The 15,310-nt window shown below is 50.9% G+C and carries 18 protein-coding genes; 12 read left to right on the top strand and 6 right to left on the bottom strand.

What is annotated here, in order from left to right:
- Positions 1-142: 142 nt before the first annotated feature.
- Positions 143-643, top strand: coding sequence for a hypothetical protein (locus ACMGDE_RS15070; protein ID WP_436833646.1), 501 nt, complete (start codon positions 143-145; stop codon positions 641-643).
- A gap of 1 nt (position 644) precedes the next feature.
- Positions 645-1,094, top strand: coding sequence for a DUF421 domain-containing protein (locus ACMGDE_RS15075; RefSeq protein ID WP_436833647.1), 450 nt, complete (start codon positions 645-647; stop codon positions 1,092-1,094).
- Positions 1,095-1,112: 18 nt separating this feature from the next.
- Here ACMGDE_RS15075 and ACMGDE_RS15080 read toward each other — a convergent pair whose 3' ends face one another.
- Positions 1,113-1,625: an RNA polymerase sigma factor gene (locus tag ACMGDE_RS15080; protein ID WP_436833648.1), complete on the bottom strand. Its 513-nt coding sequence runs from the start codon at positions 1,623-1,625 to the stop codon at positions 1,113-1,115.
- Positions 1,626-1,824: 199 nt separating this feature from the next.
- Here ACMGDE_RS15080 and ACMGDE_RS15085 point away from each other — a divergent pair, with 199 nt between their 5' ends.
- The gene (locus ACMGDE_RS15085) at positions 1,825-2,508 is read left to right on the top strand and encodes an SRPBCC family protein (protein ID WP_436833649.1); all 684 of its coding nucleotides are present in this window, start codon (positions 1,825-1,827) and stop codon (positions 2,506-2,508) included.
- Here ACMGDE_RS15085 and ACMGDE_RS15090 read toward each other — a convergent pair.
- Together ACMGDE_RS15090 and ACMGDE_RS15095 are read right to left on the bottom strand one after the other, a co-directional pair.
- The gene (locus tag ACMGDE_RS15090; protein ID WP_436833650.1) at positions 2,497-2,763 is read right to left on the bottom strand and encodes a hypothetical protein; all 267 of its coding nucleotides are present in this window, start codon (positions 2,761-2,763) and stop codon (positions 2,497-2,499) included. The two genes, ACMGDE_RS15085 and ACMGDE_RS15090, sit on opposite strands and share 12 nt — an antisense overlap.
- A gap of 87 nt (positions 2,764-2,850) precedes the next feature.
- Positions 2,851-4,161 (bottom strand): M20/M25/M40 family metallo-hydrolase, encoded by a 1,311-nt coding sequence (locus ACMGDE_RS15095; protein ID WP_436833651.1) that lies wholly within the window; start codon positions 4,159-4,161, stop codon positions 2,851-2,853.
- 101 nt (positions 4,162-4,262) lie between these two features.
- Between ACMGDE_RS15095 and ACMGDE_RS15100 the strand changes: the two genes are divergently transcribed.
- Both ACMGDE_RS15100 and ACMGDE_RS15105 read left to right on the top strand, forming a co-directional pair.
- Entirely contained in the window at positions 4,263-4,577 is a 315-nt protein-coding gene (locus tag ACMGDE_RS15100) for a rhodanese-like domain-containing protein (protein ID WP_436833652.1), read from the top strand.
- Positions 4,578-4,589: 12 nt separating this feature from the next.
- Positions 4,590-4,778 (top strand): DUF6358 family protein, encoded by a 189-nt coding sequence (locus tag ACMGDE_RS15105; RefSeq protein ID WP_436833653.1) that lies wholly within the window; start codon positions 4,590-4,592, stop codon positions 4,776-4,778.
- Between the two features lie 10 nt (positions 4,779-4,788).
- On the opposite strand, the gene ACMGDE_RS15110 is transcribed toward ACMGDE_RS15105, so the two are convergent.
- The 3 genes from ACMGDE_RS15110 to ACMGDE_RS15120 all read right to left on the bottom strand — a co-directional run bounded on the left by ACMGDE_RS15110 (position 4,789) and on the right by ACMGDE_RS15120 (position 7,079).
- Positions 4,789-5,520: a 2-phosphosulfolactate phosphatase gene (locus ACMGDE_RS15110; RefSeq protein ID WP_436833654.1), complete on the bottom strand. Its 732-nt coding sequence runs from the start codon at positions 5,518-5,520 to the stop codon at positions 4,789-4,791.
- 8 nt (positions 5,521-5,528) lie between these two features.
- A complete protein-coding gene (gene gcvT / locus ACMGDE_RS15115) occupies positions 5,529-6,611 on the bottom strand; it encodes a glycine cleavage system aminomethyltransferase GcvT (protein WP_436833655.1) in 1,083 nt (360 codons plus the stop codon).
- A 126-nt stretch (positions 6,612-6,737) separates the two neighbouring features.
- Complete coding sequence (locus ACMGDE_RS15120; RefSeq protein ID WP_436833656.1) at positions 6,738-7,079, bottom strand: single-stranded DNA-binding protein; 342 nt, start codon at positions 7,077-7,079, stop codon at positions 6,738-6,740.
- A 193-nt stretch (positions 7,080-7,272) separates the two neighbouring features.
- Here ACMGDE_RS15120 and ACMGDE_RS15125 point away from each other — a divergent pair, with 193 nt between their 5' ends.
- From ACMGDE_RS15125 to ACMGDE_RS15155, 7 genes are all read left to right on the top strand, one after another.
- Positions 7,273-8,061, top strand: coding sequence for a PhzF family phenazine biosynthesis protein (locus tag ACMGDE_RS15125; RefSeq protein WP_436833657.1), 789 nt, complete (start codon positions 7,273-7,275; stop codon positions 8,059-8,061).
- A 69-nt stretch (positions 8,062-8,130) separates the two neighbouring features.
- Positions 8,131-8,895 carry a type I methionyl aminopeptidase gene (map, locus tag ACMGDE_RS15130; RefSeq protein WP_436833658.1) on the top strand — a complete coding sequence of 255 codons (765 nt, stop codon included), beginning with the start codon at positions 8,131-8,133 and terminating at the stop codon, positions 8,893-8,895.
- A gap of 21 nt (positions 8,896-8,916) precedes the next feature.
- Entirely contained in the window at positions 8,917-10,080 is a 1,164-nt protein-coding gene (locus ACMGDE_RS15135) for a DNA polymerase III subunit (RefSeq protein ID WP_436833659.1), read from the top strand.
- Positions 10,070-11,431 carry a PSP1 domain-containing protein gene (locus tag ACMGDE_RS15140; protein ID WP_436833660.1) on the top strand — a complete coding sequence of 454 codons (1,362 nt, stop codon included), beginning with the start codon at positions 10,070-10,072 and terminating at the stop codon, positions 11,429-11,431. Before ACMGDE_RS15135 ends, ACMGDE_RS15140 begins: the two co-directional genes overlap by 11 nt.
- A 6-nt stretch (positions 11,432-11,437) precedes the next feature.
- Positions 11,438-11,911 carry a gliding motility lipoprotein GldH gene (locus ACMGDE_RS15145; RefSeq protein ID WP_436833661.1) on the top strand — a complete coding sequence of 158 codons (474 nt, stop codon included), beginning with the start codon at positions 11,438-11,440 and terminating at the stop codon, positions 11,909-11,911.
- Positions 11,912-11,924: 13 nt separating this feature from the next.
- Positions 11,925-12,116 carry a hypothetical protein gene (locus ACMGDE_RS15150; RefSeq protein WP_436833662.1) on the top strand — a complete coding sequence of 64 codons (192 nt, stop codon included), beginning with the start codon at positions 11,925-11,927 and terminating at the stop codon, positions 12,114-12,116.
- A 176-nt stretch (positions 12,117-12,292) separates the two neighbouring features.
- On the top strand, positions 12,293-15,307 hold the full coding sequence (locus ACMGDE_RS15155; protein ID WP_436833663.1) for a SusC/RagA family TonB-linked outer membrane protein: 3,015 nt from the start codon (positions 12,293-12,295) through the stop codon (positions 15,305-15,307).
- Positions 15,308-15,310 lie beyond the last annotated feature (3 nt).

The following is a 15,310-nucleotide window of genomic DNA, read 5'->3' on the forward strand; positions in this document are numbered from 1 at the left end:
CGAATAATTTATTAACATACAATCCACTTTAGTAAACAAGAAGGCCCAAAAGGAGTACAGTATAGGTGAGCGAGCGCATGTAATCTGGCAAAAGCGATTAAAGGACGGGTTATTGCAATTATATCGGTATAATCACGTAACGATGCAAACCCAAGACCGCGTAGAAAAAATAAAACATTCGCTTGAACTGGATGAGCAGCTAAACCACCAAATAAAAGGCTGGAAGGTCCAACGTGTGTGTGGCGCACTCATCATTATCGTCATCATCCTCACCGTCCTCGGTTTATTTGGCAATGGGCCATTGAGCTTGGTGAAAGCGGTGCGAAAGGGTACGGCCCTCCAATATCAACGATTTTTGCGTTATGAAAACGAGACGGACATCCAATGGCGGGTAAGCGGTCAAGATACCATCCGTTTGCTGATACCCATGCGGTACCTGGACTATTTTAAGGTCGAGAAAATCGTCCCCGATGGCTATGAAAGCAGCATTTCCAATGGGAATGTCAGCTATACCTTTCATACAGACCGCACCGCGGAAAATATCATCCACGTTTACCTCATTCCGCAGCAGGCCGGAAACATTTCGGGCACGTGGCAGATCAACGAACAGGATTTTAAGGTCACTCATTTTATTTACCCTTAATATGGAAGTTTTTTTTCGTGGTGTTGCCATCTATTTATTCTTGTTAGTGCTCTTCCGGGTGCTGGGCAAACGCAGTTTGGCCGAAACCACCACCTTTGATTTTGTACTGTTATTGATTGTGGGCGAGGCCACGCAGCAGGCGTTGCTGGGTGATGATTTTTCAGTCACCCATGCGCTGGTGCTGATTACCATTCTCATGGGTGTAGATATGGTCTTTTCAACGCTGAAAATCAAATACAAAAAGCTGGATCGGCTGTTAGAGGGTACACCCTTGATCTTGGTCGATCATGGTAAGCCATTAGAAGGCAGGATGAAAGAAGCGCGGGTAGATGCCGAGGATATCATGGAAGCCGCCCGCATCAGCCACGGGCTTGAGCAGATGAGCCAAATTAAATATGCTGTTCTGGAGCGTGATGGGCAGATTTCGATTATACCTTTAACCTCGGGTTAAGCGTCCTCATAGCCGCCATCACTTGCCATTGGCGTATGTTTTAAGCTTCCGCTTCAATTGCTGCCTGGCCACATGTATCCGGGTCTTCACCGTGCCGATCGGGATTTGGAACTGTTCAGCGATTTCATGGTATTTATAGCCCTCGTAATACATCGTAAAGGGGTAATAATATTCTTCAGAGAGCTTCGACAGCGCAGATTCGATGTCTTTCATGACAAACTTTCCTTCTGCGTGGTTATGCAGTGAACTTTTATAAAGATCTGACGACGAAATGGTCTCGGTCTTGACGATGATGGCATTCGTTTTAACCTTCCGTCGATAATAATTGATAAACGTGTTTTTTAAGATGGTGTATAGCCACGCCTGTAGATTAGTGCCTTCCTTGAATTTGTTATAATAAGAGAATGCTTTTAGCATGGTGTCTTGCACCAAGTCGCTGGCATTTTCGGGATCTCGTGTAAAATAACGTGCGTAGCTGTTGAGCGAATTTACTTCTTGTACCACTTTGTTGCTAAATTCAATCTTATTCATAATCCTTTAATTAGATAGTACATCAACCCGATAATGATGCACGCATGCTGTTTCCTGAGCGTGTCTGGGCAGGGAAGCAGACAACAAGGGTGCTAAGTTTGTTTGGATAAATTTAAAATAATCGGGAATTTAAAAAAAGGCACTAACAATTTGGGGCGTTGACTGTCTTCTTGCTAAACCAACACTTCGAATATTAAAAATGAGTGAGAAATATGCTAAAAACATCGGCACGACGGAGCGGATCATTTCGGTGGGGCTGGGCGTGTATATGCTATACACAGCGTTGAATCACATCCGCAGGCCACCGATAGCCACGTTGGCGACCAGCGGGTATCTGTTATTCCGGGGCAGTACAGGCTATTGTCCGCTAAGCCGCTGGATGGGGAAGAAAGAGCCACATAATCCGGCCATCAACATTCAAACGTTTGTGACAGTGAATAGGCCTCGGGCCGTGGTCTATCAGTATTGGCGTAGGCTTGGTAACTTGCCAACCTTCATGTCGCATTTGATCAAGGTAGAAGAGCTGGATGAAAAGCGCTCGCATTGGCTGGCTAAAATGCCGGGTACCGGCGGTACCATCGAGTGGGATGCCGAAATTGTTAAAGACGAGCCTGATTACCTCATCGGCTGGAGTTCGGTCAGTGGGTCGCCCATCGAGAACGCCGGCAAGGTGCAGCTCTATGATACCCCGGACGGATTAGGTACGGAGGTAAGGGTGGTGTTCAGCTATCATCCACGGGTGGGCTCATTGGGCACGGGTATCGCCAAGTTGCTGACACCTTTTTTTAAGGATGTCATTGAAGAAGAAATACGCAGTTTCAAGCGTGTCGTCGAAGCAGATGTCGTGTCGGTTGCCGAAAAGCAACGGCCTTTAAGTCACTAAATGTTTATAGATAAAAAGCTGCAACTCTTCCAGTGATCGGATGAGTTCTATCCGATGCGTGCCGTAGTTGACGGCATACACCTCGCTCTCGTCAGCATTCTCGCTCTTGGGATCAGCGGGCAAATATTCTTCTACACCTAACCACGGCTTACTGCGGAGGATGAAATAACGAAGTAACCGGCCATTGGAAAGGCATGGACCCTCGGGCGGATTGAATCCCATCCGTTCGAGCTGGTACCTGTCAAGCGTTTTCATGATCATCCTATTTGCAGAGCAAACAAGCGAAGGCGGCCTTTGTTTTCGTCGGCCATCACCTTTTTTAGCATAATCCCCGGTGATGTTTTACGGCTGGAGTTTCGGTACCCGACGGGGGGTATCTTTTCCCGATACGAGGCTTCTTGCGCCGAGTGCGATGGCTTTTATAGAAGAGACGATATTCTCGATATGCAGGGTCTCGATTTCGTCATCCACGGTGTGGTAGTACTGATCTTGGTCGATCTGAACGGTCGCAAACGTATGCGCTGGCACACCGAGGGCGGCCAATGAGGCGTTGTCACTGCGATAGAAGAGGTTTTGTGTGGGGTAAGGGTCTGGATGGAAGGAGAAGTCCGTATTGGCCACGTTGCGTTGCATAATTTCTGCCAAATCGGACTGGCTGTAGCCGGTCACATAGAGTGAGTTCGGTCCGAAACGCGCATCTTTGCCGATCATCTCGATGTTGATCATTGCCACCACTTCATCAGCGTTGAGCTGACCAGAAAAATATTTCGATCCGACCAAGCCGAGCTCTTCGGCGGTGAACGCCGCAAAAATGAGCGTGCGCTCGTGGTCATTCTTTTTCTTATAGTAGTCGGCTAAGCTGATAACGGCGGATACGCCGGAGGCATCGTCATCCGCCCCGTTGGCAATGGAATCCTGCTCTTTGGGTCGGAGGATGCCGATATGGTCATAATGGGCTGAGAAAATGATGTACTCATTTGGCTTGGACTTGCCGGGTAGCACACCGATAACGTTGGATAGCGGCAGCTTCTCGATGTTGTTGGTAAAACTCACGCGGAACGACTTGGGGACTTCCTTGGCCAACACAAAGACAACGGATGGGGTCGGCGAGGTCGCATTGGTCGGCTGGCTGATCCGGCTTTGCATCAAAAAGCCGCGGTATCTTTCGAATAAGTCGGCAAAGCTGGGGTCGACCAATACGATCGCATCATTGCTGCCGGCGGATGCCTCCCTAAAACGCTGGGCGAAATCCTCACCGGCTTTTAGTTGGATGAAGGATACCGTCGGTACCGTGTTCCAATTGACACCCGGACTATTACTTGAAATGATGATGTGTTTCTGGGGAATTTCAGTCCCGTCAAATTCCACTTCCCAAGTCGCGGGACTGATGCGGGTCACTTCGAACGTTTGCCGGTAGCCCTCTTTGGTATAAGGTTGCAATCCGATCTTCTCAAATTCTGTCGCGATGAAATCAGCGGCCCGTTCGACACCGGGGGTAAACGCGGCCCTGCCTTCCATATCATCCGCAGCCAAGGTGTTCAATATCCGGCTGACCGCTTTGGGGTCTACTGACTGGTCAGCTGATTGGCGGATTGCACATCCTCCTGCCAAAAAACAGCATACCCAGATCCAATGGCTAAACGTGTTCGACATGACCTGATCAATTTTATTAGTTCAAATGTAGACAAATTCCTGATGATCTGCTTCGCTTTGCCGAATAACCATTATCTTTGAATAATAAAAGAGGCGAGCATATGAACGAGATTACCGTTGAAGAACTAAAGGCAAAGATCGACAATAACGAAGATTTCCAATTGATTGATGTACGTGAAGAGTTTGAATACGAAACATCAAATATCGATGGCGAAAACATTCCTTTGGCCGAAGTGGTGCTAGAGCAGGATAAGATTTCCCGCGATAAGCCGGTGGTGGTACATTGCCGTAGCGGCAAGCGGAGCGCGCAGGCGATCATGTTGCTCGAACGGGAAGGGTATGATAACCTATATAACCTGAAAGGCGGAATCTTGGCGTGGCGCGATGCATTCGATCCGGAGATGCAAGTCTATTGATTCGGGAGCGCCATGAAGAGGCAGTTTTTATATAATATCCTATTGAATGTCGGTTTGATCCTCATGGTCTTGAGCGCGGTGGCGGCATACAACAGCAAGCAGTATCCGGTGCTCGCGATTTCAGTAGCCATCATCGCCATCTTGGTGTTCTTGAAATACCGGCTGCTGAAACAGATCAGGCAACTCACCAAAAACAGATAGGGGTTGTCCACTAAGGCCCGGCCGGCTCGATCAAACGAACAAGTTCATGACCTTTCATCACCGGGATGACCGATACCAGATCTTCTTGTAGGCAGAAGGTGATATCTTTTGTGATGCCGAGCCGTTGCATGCGCTTGCTGTGAGACGCGTTGCTAAGGAGATATCCCTCCAGATCTCCCTGCGCGTCCAGGTAAAGACGCTCTGCCGCGTGCGCGGCATCATCCAATTCCAGGCCCGCTGTGTTGAGGCGGTTCACCAATGCGCCCGCAAAGACGGTATCCTCCAAACTAAACTGGTTTTTCCAGCCTGCACAGACCAACAGCAGGTGGTGGTTTTGCGTCTTGAGCCAAGCCAAGAGTGCGCTGATGTTTAAGAATGACCCGATGACCACCGCATGTGCATCCAAACATTGCCGGATGGCTCGGGTGCCGTTGGTGGTGGTCAACACAATGGTTTTTCCGGCAACCTTTTCCGCGGTGTAGGAAAAAGGCGAGTTGCCGAAATCAAAGCCGGCCACGACCTCCCCATTGCGCTCAGCGGCCAATAGATGCCCGTTATTCCGATAAGCCAGGCATTCCTCCACCTCGGCAACAGGGATAATGGCCCGGGCGTCGTTGGCCAACCCATAACACATCGATGAAGTAGCCCTGAAAATGTCGATAACAACCGCTACCGTATCAGCTACATCGTAAAACGGCAGTAACCCGGGACTAACACAAACGCGGATACTTTTAATGTTCATAAACGCATTTACTTCACGAACGGCGGTTTTACGACGACGGCCTTTACGCCGTTATTGCGGATGTCAATGTATAGCTCACTTCCTTCCCTGGCGTGGTCGATGGTCACATATCCCAAGCCGATGGATTTTTTCAGCGTAGGCGATTGGGTGCCGGAGGTAACATGTCCGATGGGATTGCCGTTGGCATCCATGATGTGATATCCATGGCGGGCGATACCCCGGTCGATCATTTCAAACCCAACCAGCTTTTTTGACAATCCGGCCTCCTTCTGTTTCTTCAAGCCTTCGGCATTGACAAAGTCCTTGGTAAACTTGGTCACCCAACCCAATCCGGCTTCCAGGGGAGAGGTGGTATCATCGATATCGTTGCCGTAAAGGCAGAATCCCATTTCCAGGCGGAGGGTATCGCGGGCGCCCAGGCCGATCGGCTTAATCCCATAAGGTGCCCCCGCTTCAAAAATCGCGTTCCACACCGCTTTGGCGTCGCTATTAGCGACATACACCTCAAATCCGCCCGCACCGGTGTACCCGGTGGCTGATACCAGCACGTTGTCCACCCCGGCAAAGGTGCCTTTGTTGAACGTGTAATATTCCATGGTCGCCAGGTCGATGTCGGTGAGGCCGGCGAGCGCTTCGGCAGCTTTCGGACCTTGTATGGCAAGCAACGAGGTTTCGTCAGAGATGTTTTTCATCGTCACGCCATAGGTGTTGTATTTGGATATCCAATCCCAATCTTTTTGGATATTGGAGGCATTGACGACCAAAAAATAGGTCTTTTCGTCAATCCGGTAGACAAGGAAGTCGTCTACCACCCCACCCGTTTCGTTGGGGATATAGGCATACTGCACTTTCCCGTCGTACAGTTTCGAGGCATCGTTGGAACTGATTTTCTGCACGAGATCCAGTGCACGGTCGCCTTTGAGGATAAACTCGCCCATGTGGCTTACATCAAACACGCCCACCCCATTGCGGACGGTTTCGTGTTCGTCGTTGATGCCTGAGTACTGGACGGGCATGTTGAATCCGGCAAAAGGGACCATCTTGGCGCCTAAAGCCACGTGTATGTCAGTGAGGGCGGTATCTTTGACCATGAAATGCGTGCGTTTTATTTTCGGCAAAGCTAATGAAACCTGCATGAATTGCCAATCAAAAAGAAGATGAACTCAGCAAAGCAGCAATTCATGCAAGCTTCATCGCCATTAAACGACGCCTTAGCGTTATTCCGGCTTGCGGTTGAGCTGCAGCACTTCGTTTACATTTACTTCGGTGACATAGCGCGTCACCCCGTCCTTATCCACATATTGACGGTTGACCAGTTTGCCTTCAACGCAGATTTCCGACCCTTTGGTCAGGCTCTTCTGGGCAAACACAGCCTGTCTGCCCCAAAATACCAGGTTATGCCATTGGGTATCCGATACCCATTCCCCTTGGCTATTGCGATAGCGCTCGTTGGTGGCAATGGATACACGGGCAAAGTTCCGGTTGTTGGTAAACGTTTTGACGTCGGGGTCGCTGCCTAAGAATCCGGTCAGGCGTACACTGTTTTTTAAGGTGTTCATAATGCTAATGGTTAATAGTAAAACAAGCGGTTAACGAACGATGGCATCCCTTAGCCATCGACAGGACAAAAATGGGGCGGCCGACCTAAGTTAGTCGGATGGTAAACGGATATATCCGTTTATAATCGGCTATAATCGGCTATTATTATCCTATATTTGTTTTACCCACTTGCATAATTATTGAAAATAAGCAATGACGCTAAAAATCTATCAAATCGATGCCTTTACCGACCGGGTTTTTTCCGGTAACCCGGCTGCGATATGCCCATTGGATGAGTGGTTGGACGATAAGCTCATGCAACAGATCGCGATGGAGAATAACCTCGCCGAAACGGCTTTCTACGTGAGACGGGGCGACGAATATGATATCCGGTGGTTCACGCCTACCGTAGAGGTCGATCTCTGCGGCCATGCCACATTAGCATCGGCCTTTGTGTTGTTCAACCATGAAGGCTATGGAGAAGACACCGTCCGTTTCCACTCGCCACGTAGTGGGCCGCTCACGGTAACGCGCGACGGTGATTTCCTCGTCCTGAATTTTCCGGCAGACGTGTATGCACCCGTCCCGGTGACACCGGAATTGACGGCATGCGTAGGGATCGCGCCCACTGCCGCCTATAAAGGCAAGACCGATTATATGCTGGTATTCGAAAGCGAAGCCCATATCCAATCGGCCAAGCCGGATTTGGCGCGGATCGCGCAGCTGCCCGCCCGGGGCGTCATCATCACGGCGCAGGGCAATGAAGTGGCTTTTGTATCCCGTTTTTTCGGTCCGCAATCCGGGGTCGACGAAGACCCGGTGACGGGTTCCGCACACACCACGCTAATCCCTTATTGGGCGGGCAAACTGGGCAAAAGCGAGCTGACCGCCCGGCAGCTTTCGACGCGGGGAGGATACCTCAAATGCCGCCACCTGGGCGACCGGGTTGAAATCGGCGGACAAGCCAAGTTGTACCTGACGGGCGAAATCAATGCTTTTTAGTACCTTTGGAGAATCTGCTGGATTGCCAAGCAATACCTGCGCGGTCCGCAAAAAGGAGGATATAGGAAGATGTCAATCACAAACGAATCGGAGTGGGTAGGAATGAAGAACGTCAGCGAAGTCGTTGCGCTCACGTTGAATGCCATGCGTCGTTATGCGAGACCGGGTATCACGACGAAGCAACTGGACGATTTTGGTCGACAATTGCTCGAAAGACATGGCGCGAAGTCTGCACCCGCCCTCACCTATGGATTTCCGGGTTGGACATGCATCAGCCTGAACGGCGAGGTTGCGCACGGTATACCCGCTGCTGACCGTACATTGCTTGAAGGCGATTTGGTGAATATCGACGTTTCAGCGGAACTCAATGGGTATTGGGCCGATAACGGCGGTTCGTTTGTATTGGGTCGCGATGTACACCACCATCAGGCGCTCGTGAATACGTCGAGGCAGATTTTGAAAAAGGCCATCAGCCATATCCGTGGAGGCGTCCGCATCGCCGAAATCGGCAGACTTATTGAAACACAAGCAAAAAAATCGGGTTATACGGTCATCAAAAACCTCACCGGCCACGGCGTAGGCCGGAGCCTGCACGAGGAGCCGAGTGATGTGGCCAATTATTATGACCGGTTCAACCCCACCCGGTTCAGGAAAAATTCGGTGGTTGCCATCGAGACATTTATTTCAACCCGTTCAACCTTGGCGCTCACCTTGAAAGATGGATGGACCTTGGTAGGCAACCGCGGGGGCTTTGTAGCACAGCATGAGCACACAATTGTGGTGACAGACCGGGAGCCGATCGTCTTAACGGACGGAAATGGCATTTGGGACTGATTAGCGATAAGCTGTTTAACTATGCGCTTTAAAGAAATCATCGGACAAGAAGACGTCAAACGGCGCCTCATCAATACCATACACGAAAACCGGGTAAGCCATGCCCAGCTTTTCCTCGGGCCCGAAGGGAGTGGCAGCCTTGCACTGGCCGTGGCCTATGCGCAATATATCAATTGCGAAAATAAGCAACCCGACGATAGTTGTGGCGACTGCGCCTCGTGCCGCAAATACGGCAAACTGATCCACCCCGACCTGCATTTTTCCTATCCTTTTTTTGCCAAACACAAGGATGATACAGCGGCAACATATGTAGAAGCCTGGCGTAAAGCTTTTCTGGCCAACCCCTGCCTTGGTCTCGATTATTGGCGCAGCCAGCTCGATGCCGAAAATAAGCAGGCCAACATCAATATCGCTGAGGCGCACCACATCATTAAAAAACTAAGCCTTAAAGCGTTCGAGGCCGAATACAAGGTGCTCATTATGTGGTTGCCCGAGTATTTGGATACCCAGGGCAACGCGTTATTGAAACTCATCGAAGAGCCGCCTGCAAAGACGCTGTTTCTGTTGGTCGCCGAAAACCAGGACAAGATATTGAACACCATCATTTCCCGCACCCAGCTGGTCAAGATAAACCGCCTTGCCGATGCCGATGTCAGCAGGTACTTGGTGGATGTCCAGCAGCTGAGCCCGCAGCGCGCCGACGAAATCGCGTTTATCAGCAATGGTAGCGTGCAGCAGGCGATTAATCTGTTGGGAGAAGACACCAAAGGGCATTTTGACTTGATGATTCGCTGGTTGCGCCATTGCGTTACCGATGCAGGTGCTGCATTGATCAAGGTATGCGACGAGGAATTATCAAAATTGGGCCGCGAAAACCAAAAAAGTTTCTTACTTTACGCCATTAATGTCATGCGCCAGGTGGTGCTGCTCAAAGAAAATATGCCGCAGCTGGTGTATCTGCCCAGTACTGAATTGGATTTTGCGCAGAAATTCAGCAAACATTATCAGCTGGCACAGATCGAACGGGCGGTTGGCTTATTTGAGGAGGCTTATTATCACATTGAGCGCAATGCAAACCCAAAGATATTGTTTTTAGACTTATCTTTGCAGTTGGTTTTACTATATAAATATCAAACGTTCCGCCAATTGGCGGACTCGACATATATCGATCACTATGGGATGTAGCAGTTGCTCATCCGGCGGCGGGTGTGGCAGCACACCGGCAGGTTGCCAGAATAATGGCGCTTGCATGACGAGCGGATGTAATAAATTGGATGTATACGATTGGCTGTCCCACATGGACATGCCAACAAATTATAAACCCTTCAACATCGTGGAGGTGAGGTTCAAGGGGTCGCGGAAGGATTTTTACATCAATCATGAAAACCTGTACCTCGAAATGGGCGAAATGGTTGCCGTAGAACCCAGTACGGGAGGGTACGACATTGGCCACATATCCATGATGGGCGAACTGGTGCGGATGCAATTGAAGAAAAGCAATGTAGACCCCGCCAGTGTCACCAAAAAGATCTACCGGAAGGTGACGGACGCCGACATCAAAAAATGGCAGGCGGCTAAGGACCTCGAATGGGAAACCATGCACCGCGCCCGTACCATGGCGCTGGACCTTGGCCTATCCATGAAGATCAGCGATGTAGATTACCAGGGCGACAAGTCGAAGGCCACGTTTTATTATACCGCCGAAGGGCGTGTCGATTTCCGGGAACTGATCAAGCGCATGGCCGAAGCCTTTCGTATCCGTATCGAAATGCGGCAAATCGGCATGCGGCAAGAGGCAAGCAGGCTCGGCGGCATCGGTTCCTGCGGCAGGGAGCTGTGCTGTTCTACTTGGCTGACCGACTTCAAGACGGTGTCTACCTCGGCAGCGCGCTATCAAAACCTTTCGCTCAATACGCTGAAGCTAGCCGGACAATGCGGAAAGCTCAAATGCTGCCTCAATTACGAACTGGACAGCTACATGGATGCCCTCCGGGATATTCCCAATAACATCGAGCGGATAGAAACCCAGAAGGGTACGGCGTTTCTCCAGAAAACCGACATTTTCAAAAAACTGATGTGGTTCAGCTACCCCGGTGAGGAAAACTGGATCCCGCTGACGACCGACCGGGTGAAGGAAATCCACCTGCTGAACAAGGAAGGCGTGAAACCCGAAGAAATCGGCGCCATCGTCATCGAAACGGTGGAAGAGAAGCCCGTCAGTTACGACTATGAAAATGTAGTGGGCCAAGATAGCCTGACCCGCCTGGATGAGCGGAATAAGAAAAAAAACAAGTCTGCCAAGAACAAACGGAAACCCGGAGCGAGAACCGGAAGACCGGGACAGGATAAGCCGGAACAAGGCAAGCCCGAGCAGCGCAAACCGGAACAACGCCGGCCTGAGCACCGGAAAGACCCGGCAAGCCCGTCGGCGTCCGAAAACAAGTCTGCCGACGCAAGGCCTAAGCCGAAAAAGCGGTTCCGCGGTAACCGGAGAGGCAAACCCGGGGGGCAACAACAAGACGGACCAGCCAGCTAACGACAGATGCGTTTTCAGTTGACAGTATGGATCGGACGATTGGGTATGGCGCTGCTTGCCGCATCCTGCATGGACACGGCGGTAGTGGACCAAAACGTGGCCATCGCCGATCATGCCTGGCAGTACGCCGATCAGCCCCGGCTGACAGCGCGCATCACCGATACCGGCAAACGCTACAACGTTTACCTCAACCTTCGGCATACGCCGGAGTATCAGTATTCCAATATTTTCGTACTGCTTCACCAGCATTGGCCCGATGGAAGCGATACCACCGAACGCATTGAACTGCCCCTCGCAGCGCCCGACGGTCGTTGGCTGGGCGAGGGCGGCGGAAGCGTATTTACCCACCAGCAGTTGATCAAGCAGTCTGTCCAATTTCCGGATACCGGTACGTATACGTTCGTCATTGAACAAAATATGCGCGAGAACCCCCTTCGCGAGATTACCGACGTGGGCATCCGGATAGCACCTGTTGAGTGATCAGAAGCACCGCATGAACACGTTCCAGAAAATCATCACCCACCCTTATTTCAGTTACCTGTACATCTTCGTCGTCATTTTCTGCCTCATCAGCCTGTTGGTCTTGCCGCCGGGGCACCCCCTTATCCAATATGCGGTGGCCGTTGGCATTGTCCTGTTTGCGTTGCACCAATACCGAAAGTATTTACTGAAACATCGGAACTGACCGATTACCGAAGATATTTTTTCAAACAAAATTCATCATTAATTGTTCTTGTGTCGGCTATCCAATGGCCATGCATTGGAAAGACCTTGCCAATTATATGCACGCGAACTGCAGTGGGCGGTTGAGCCAAGTATGTTGAACACACATTAATAAACACATACACACACAAATAAATTATGAGAACAATTCCATTAACTATTCGACAATTATGCGTCGGCGTGGCCATGCTATGCCTGGCGCTGCTGTGTCCCACATGGGGGCACGCCCAAGCGGGCGGAGTGCAAGGGAAAGTGCTGGACGAAAACAATGAGCCGTTGGCAGGCGCCTCCGTGCTCATCAAAGAGCTAAACAAAGAAGTCGCCACCAATGAGGACGGGCTTTTTTCGTTTACGGGCGTCGCCGATGGGACATACACCCTATCAACCTCGTTCGTCGGCTATGAGCCCGATGAGCGCTCCATTACGGTTTCCGGAAATCAGCAGGTCATTGATATTACGCTGAAACCCGGCGGAGAGAGTCTCGACGAGGTGGTGGTCATCGGCTACGGTACCTCCCGGAAGCGCGACCTTACCGGCTCCGTGGCATCCGTGCAAGCCAAGGATTTCAACAAGGGCGTGATCGCGGCACCGGACCAGTTGATTCAGGGCCGTACCGCCGGGGTCATGGTCATCAACAACACCGGGCAGCCCGGTGGCTCCACGACGGTGCGGATACGGGGCAATTCCTCCATCCGCGCGGGGAATAATCCCTTGTTCGTGGTCGATGGTATTCCCTTGTCGGGTACCTCCGCCCGCCCGGGCGGCAGTGGGGGGTACGGGTCAGATGGTGGCAATCCACTTAGCTATCTCAATCCCAATGACATTGCCAGTATGGACATTTTGAAAGACGCCTCCGCTACGGCGATATACGGCTCACGCGGTGCCAATGGGGTAGTCCTCATCACGACCAAGCGGGGACAGTCCGGTACACCAACCCTCAATGTGGTTGCATCAACCGGGTTTTCTAACCTGCTGAAGAGACCCGAGGTGCTGAGTGCAGATGAGTTCAGGCAGGCCTTGCAGGCCTATGGGTTGCAGGGAGACTCTACAGACTTCGGTGGAGACGAGTATGCATTTGATGCGATAACCCGGACGGCCATGACGCAAAACTATTCGGTGGATATCTCCGGCGGTAATGAAGACGGCCGGTACCGGATTTCGGCCGGTTATTTAGACCAGAATGGTATCATTGAGACCTCTCGCTTTAAAAAGTACACGGCCAATGTGAGCAGCAACTTCAGGTTTCTGGAGAGCAAACGCTTGGGACTTGACGTTAATATCTTGGCTGCGCAGACCGACGAAAACATCGCACCGATTGATGTGGGAGTGGGTTTTGAAGGGAATGTGATTTCGCAGGCGCTGCAATGGAACCCCACGCTCCCGTTAAGAGATAGTGACGGTGCGTTGACTTTTCAATCATCTGACCTCCGGAATCCACTCACGTCGTTGGCAGCGTATAAGGATATTGCTAAGGTAAACACGATTTTAGCAAGCTTTGCTCCATCCTTCAAAATCACCGACGAGTTGGAATACAAATTCATGTACAGCCTCACCCACCAAGCTGGGCGGCGCACGGGGCGTTATATCGCGGGGATGATCAATCCCAACGACATCAACAACGGGTCCGCTTTCATTGGCAATGATACCGAAACCAACCACCAATTGACGCATACGCTGTCGTTTAATAAAGAAATAACGGCTGACTTAAACCTGAATGCCGTCGTCGGTTATGAATACCTGAGTTATGATAGCCGCTGGAATTCGGTGAGCGGGAGTGGCTTTTCTGATATTGGCGGACTTGATTACTTTGACTATTTGCAATATTCCATTGCTAACAATAGGGGAGCCAATTCTTTTAGAAGTCCCACCAATGAACTCCAATCATACTTTGCCAGGGCAGCCCTTAACTATCGGGATCGGTACCTGTTTACCGGGACAATCCGGAGAGACGGCTCGACAAAATTCGGGGAGAATAACCGGTATGCCAATTTTCCTTCCTTAGCATTTGCTTGGAATGTTTCTAACGAAGACTTTTTGCAAGGTAGCGAGCACATCAGCAACCTCAAGCTGCGCCTGGGCTGGGGACAAACCGGCAACCAGGAGTTTCCTTCGGGCGCTTCAAAAGACCGTTATGTCTTCAGTGCGCAGAGTATCGCGCAAGCCAATTTCGGCAATCCGGACCTAAGGTGGGAAAGCTCATCTACCATCAATGCCGGTATTGATTTCGGGTTTTTCCAGAATCGGCTTTCCGGTTCGGTGGATTATTTCCGCAAAACCACTACGGATGCGCTCTTTGAGCAGACCCTGGCCCAGCCTGCACCCAGCGGCCGCATATGGGTCAATCTGGATGGCGAAATCATTAATGAGGGGGTGGAGTTGGCCGTGATGGGCAACATCATCCAACAGGAAAATTGGAACTGGAACCTCGGTGCAAATGCCACCTACCTCAAGAACGAAGTGAGCGGTCTGCTTGGCTACTATGAAACCGCTGCCCTCCGGGGACAAGGGTTTTCGGGTGTGCTGGGGCAGCGGATGGTCAGTGATCAGCCGCTGAACGTATGGTATTTGGCCCAGTTCGAAGGAATAGACCCGACGACGGGAACCAGCATGTACAGGGGGCTCGATGGTGCCGTAGGTACGGATGTGGATCCGGCATTAAACAAGTTTTATTTAGGCAGCCCCAATCCCAAGTACTTGTTGGGTATCACCACCGATGTGAATTATAAACGGCTGACGGCTACCATCAACATGCACGGCGCGTTTGGCCACTACCTGTTCAACAACACCATGGCCACGGTATTGGGGGTCAATAACCTGTCAAACCGGAATATCGGCAAGGTGTTCTTTGACCCGCAGGCGGTCGAATCTACATCCAATTCGGCATCGCCCTCCAACCGATATTTGGAGAAGGGAGACTTCCTCAAAATGTCAAACCTGACATTGAGCTATAATGTGGGCAACATTGGCAATACCATCAGGAACCTGAATGTATCCCTTACGGGCCAAAATCTGTTTATCCTCACGGGTTACAACGGATTTGATCCCGAGGTGAATACGGATGGCACAACCAATGGGGTACCGTCGCTGGGTATCGAATATCTTCCCGTTCCATCCGCGAGGACGTTTCTTTTAGGTGTTAATTTCTCATTGTAGCAA

This window comes from Parapedobacter brassicae, from assembly GCF_051400755.1.
Taxonomy (GTDB): domain Bacteria; phylum Bacteroidota; class Bacteroidia; order Sphingobacteriales; family Sphingobacteriaceae; genus Parapedobacter.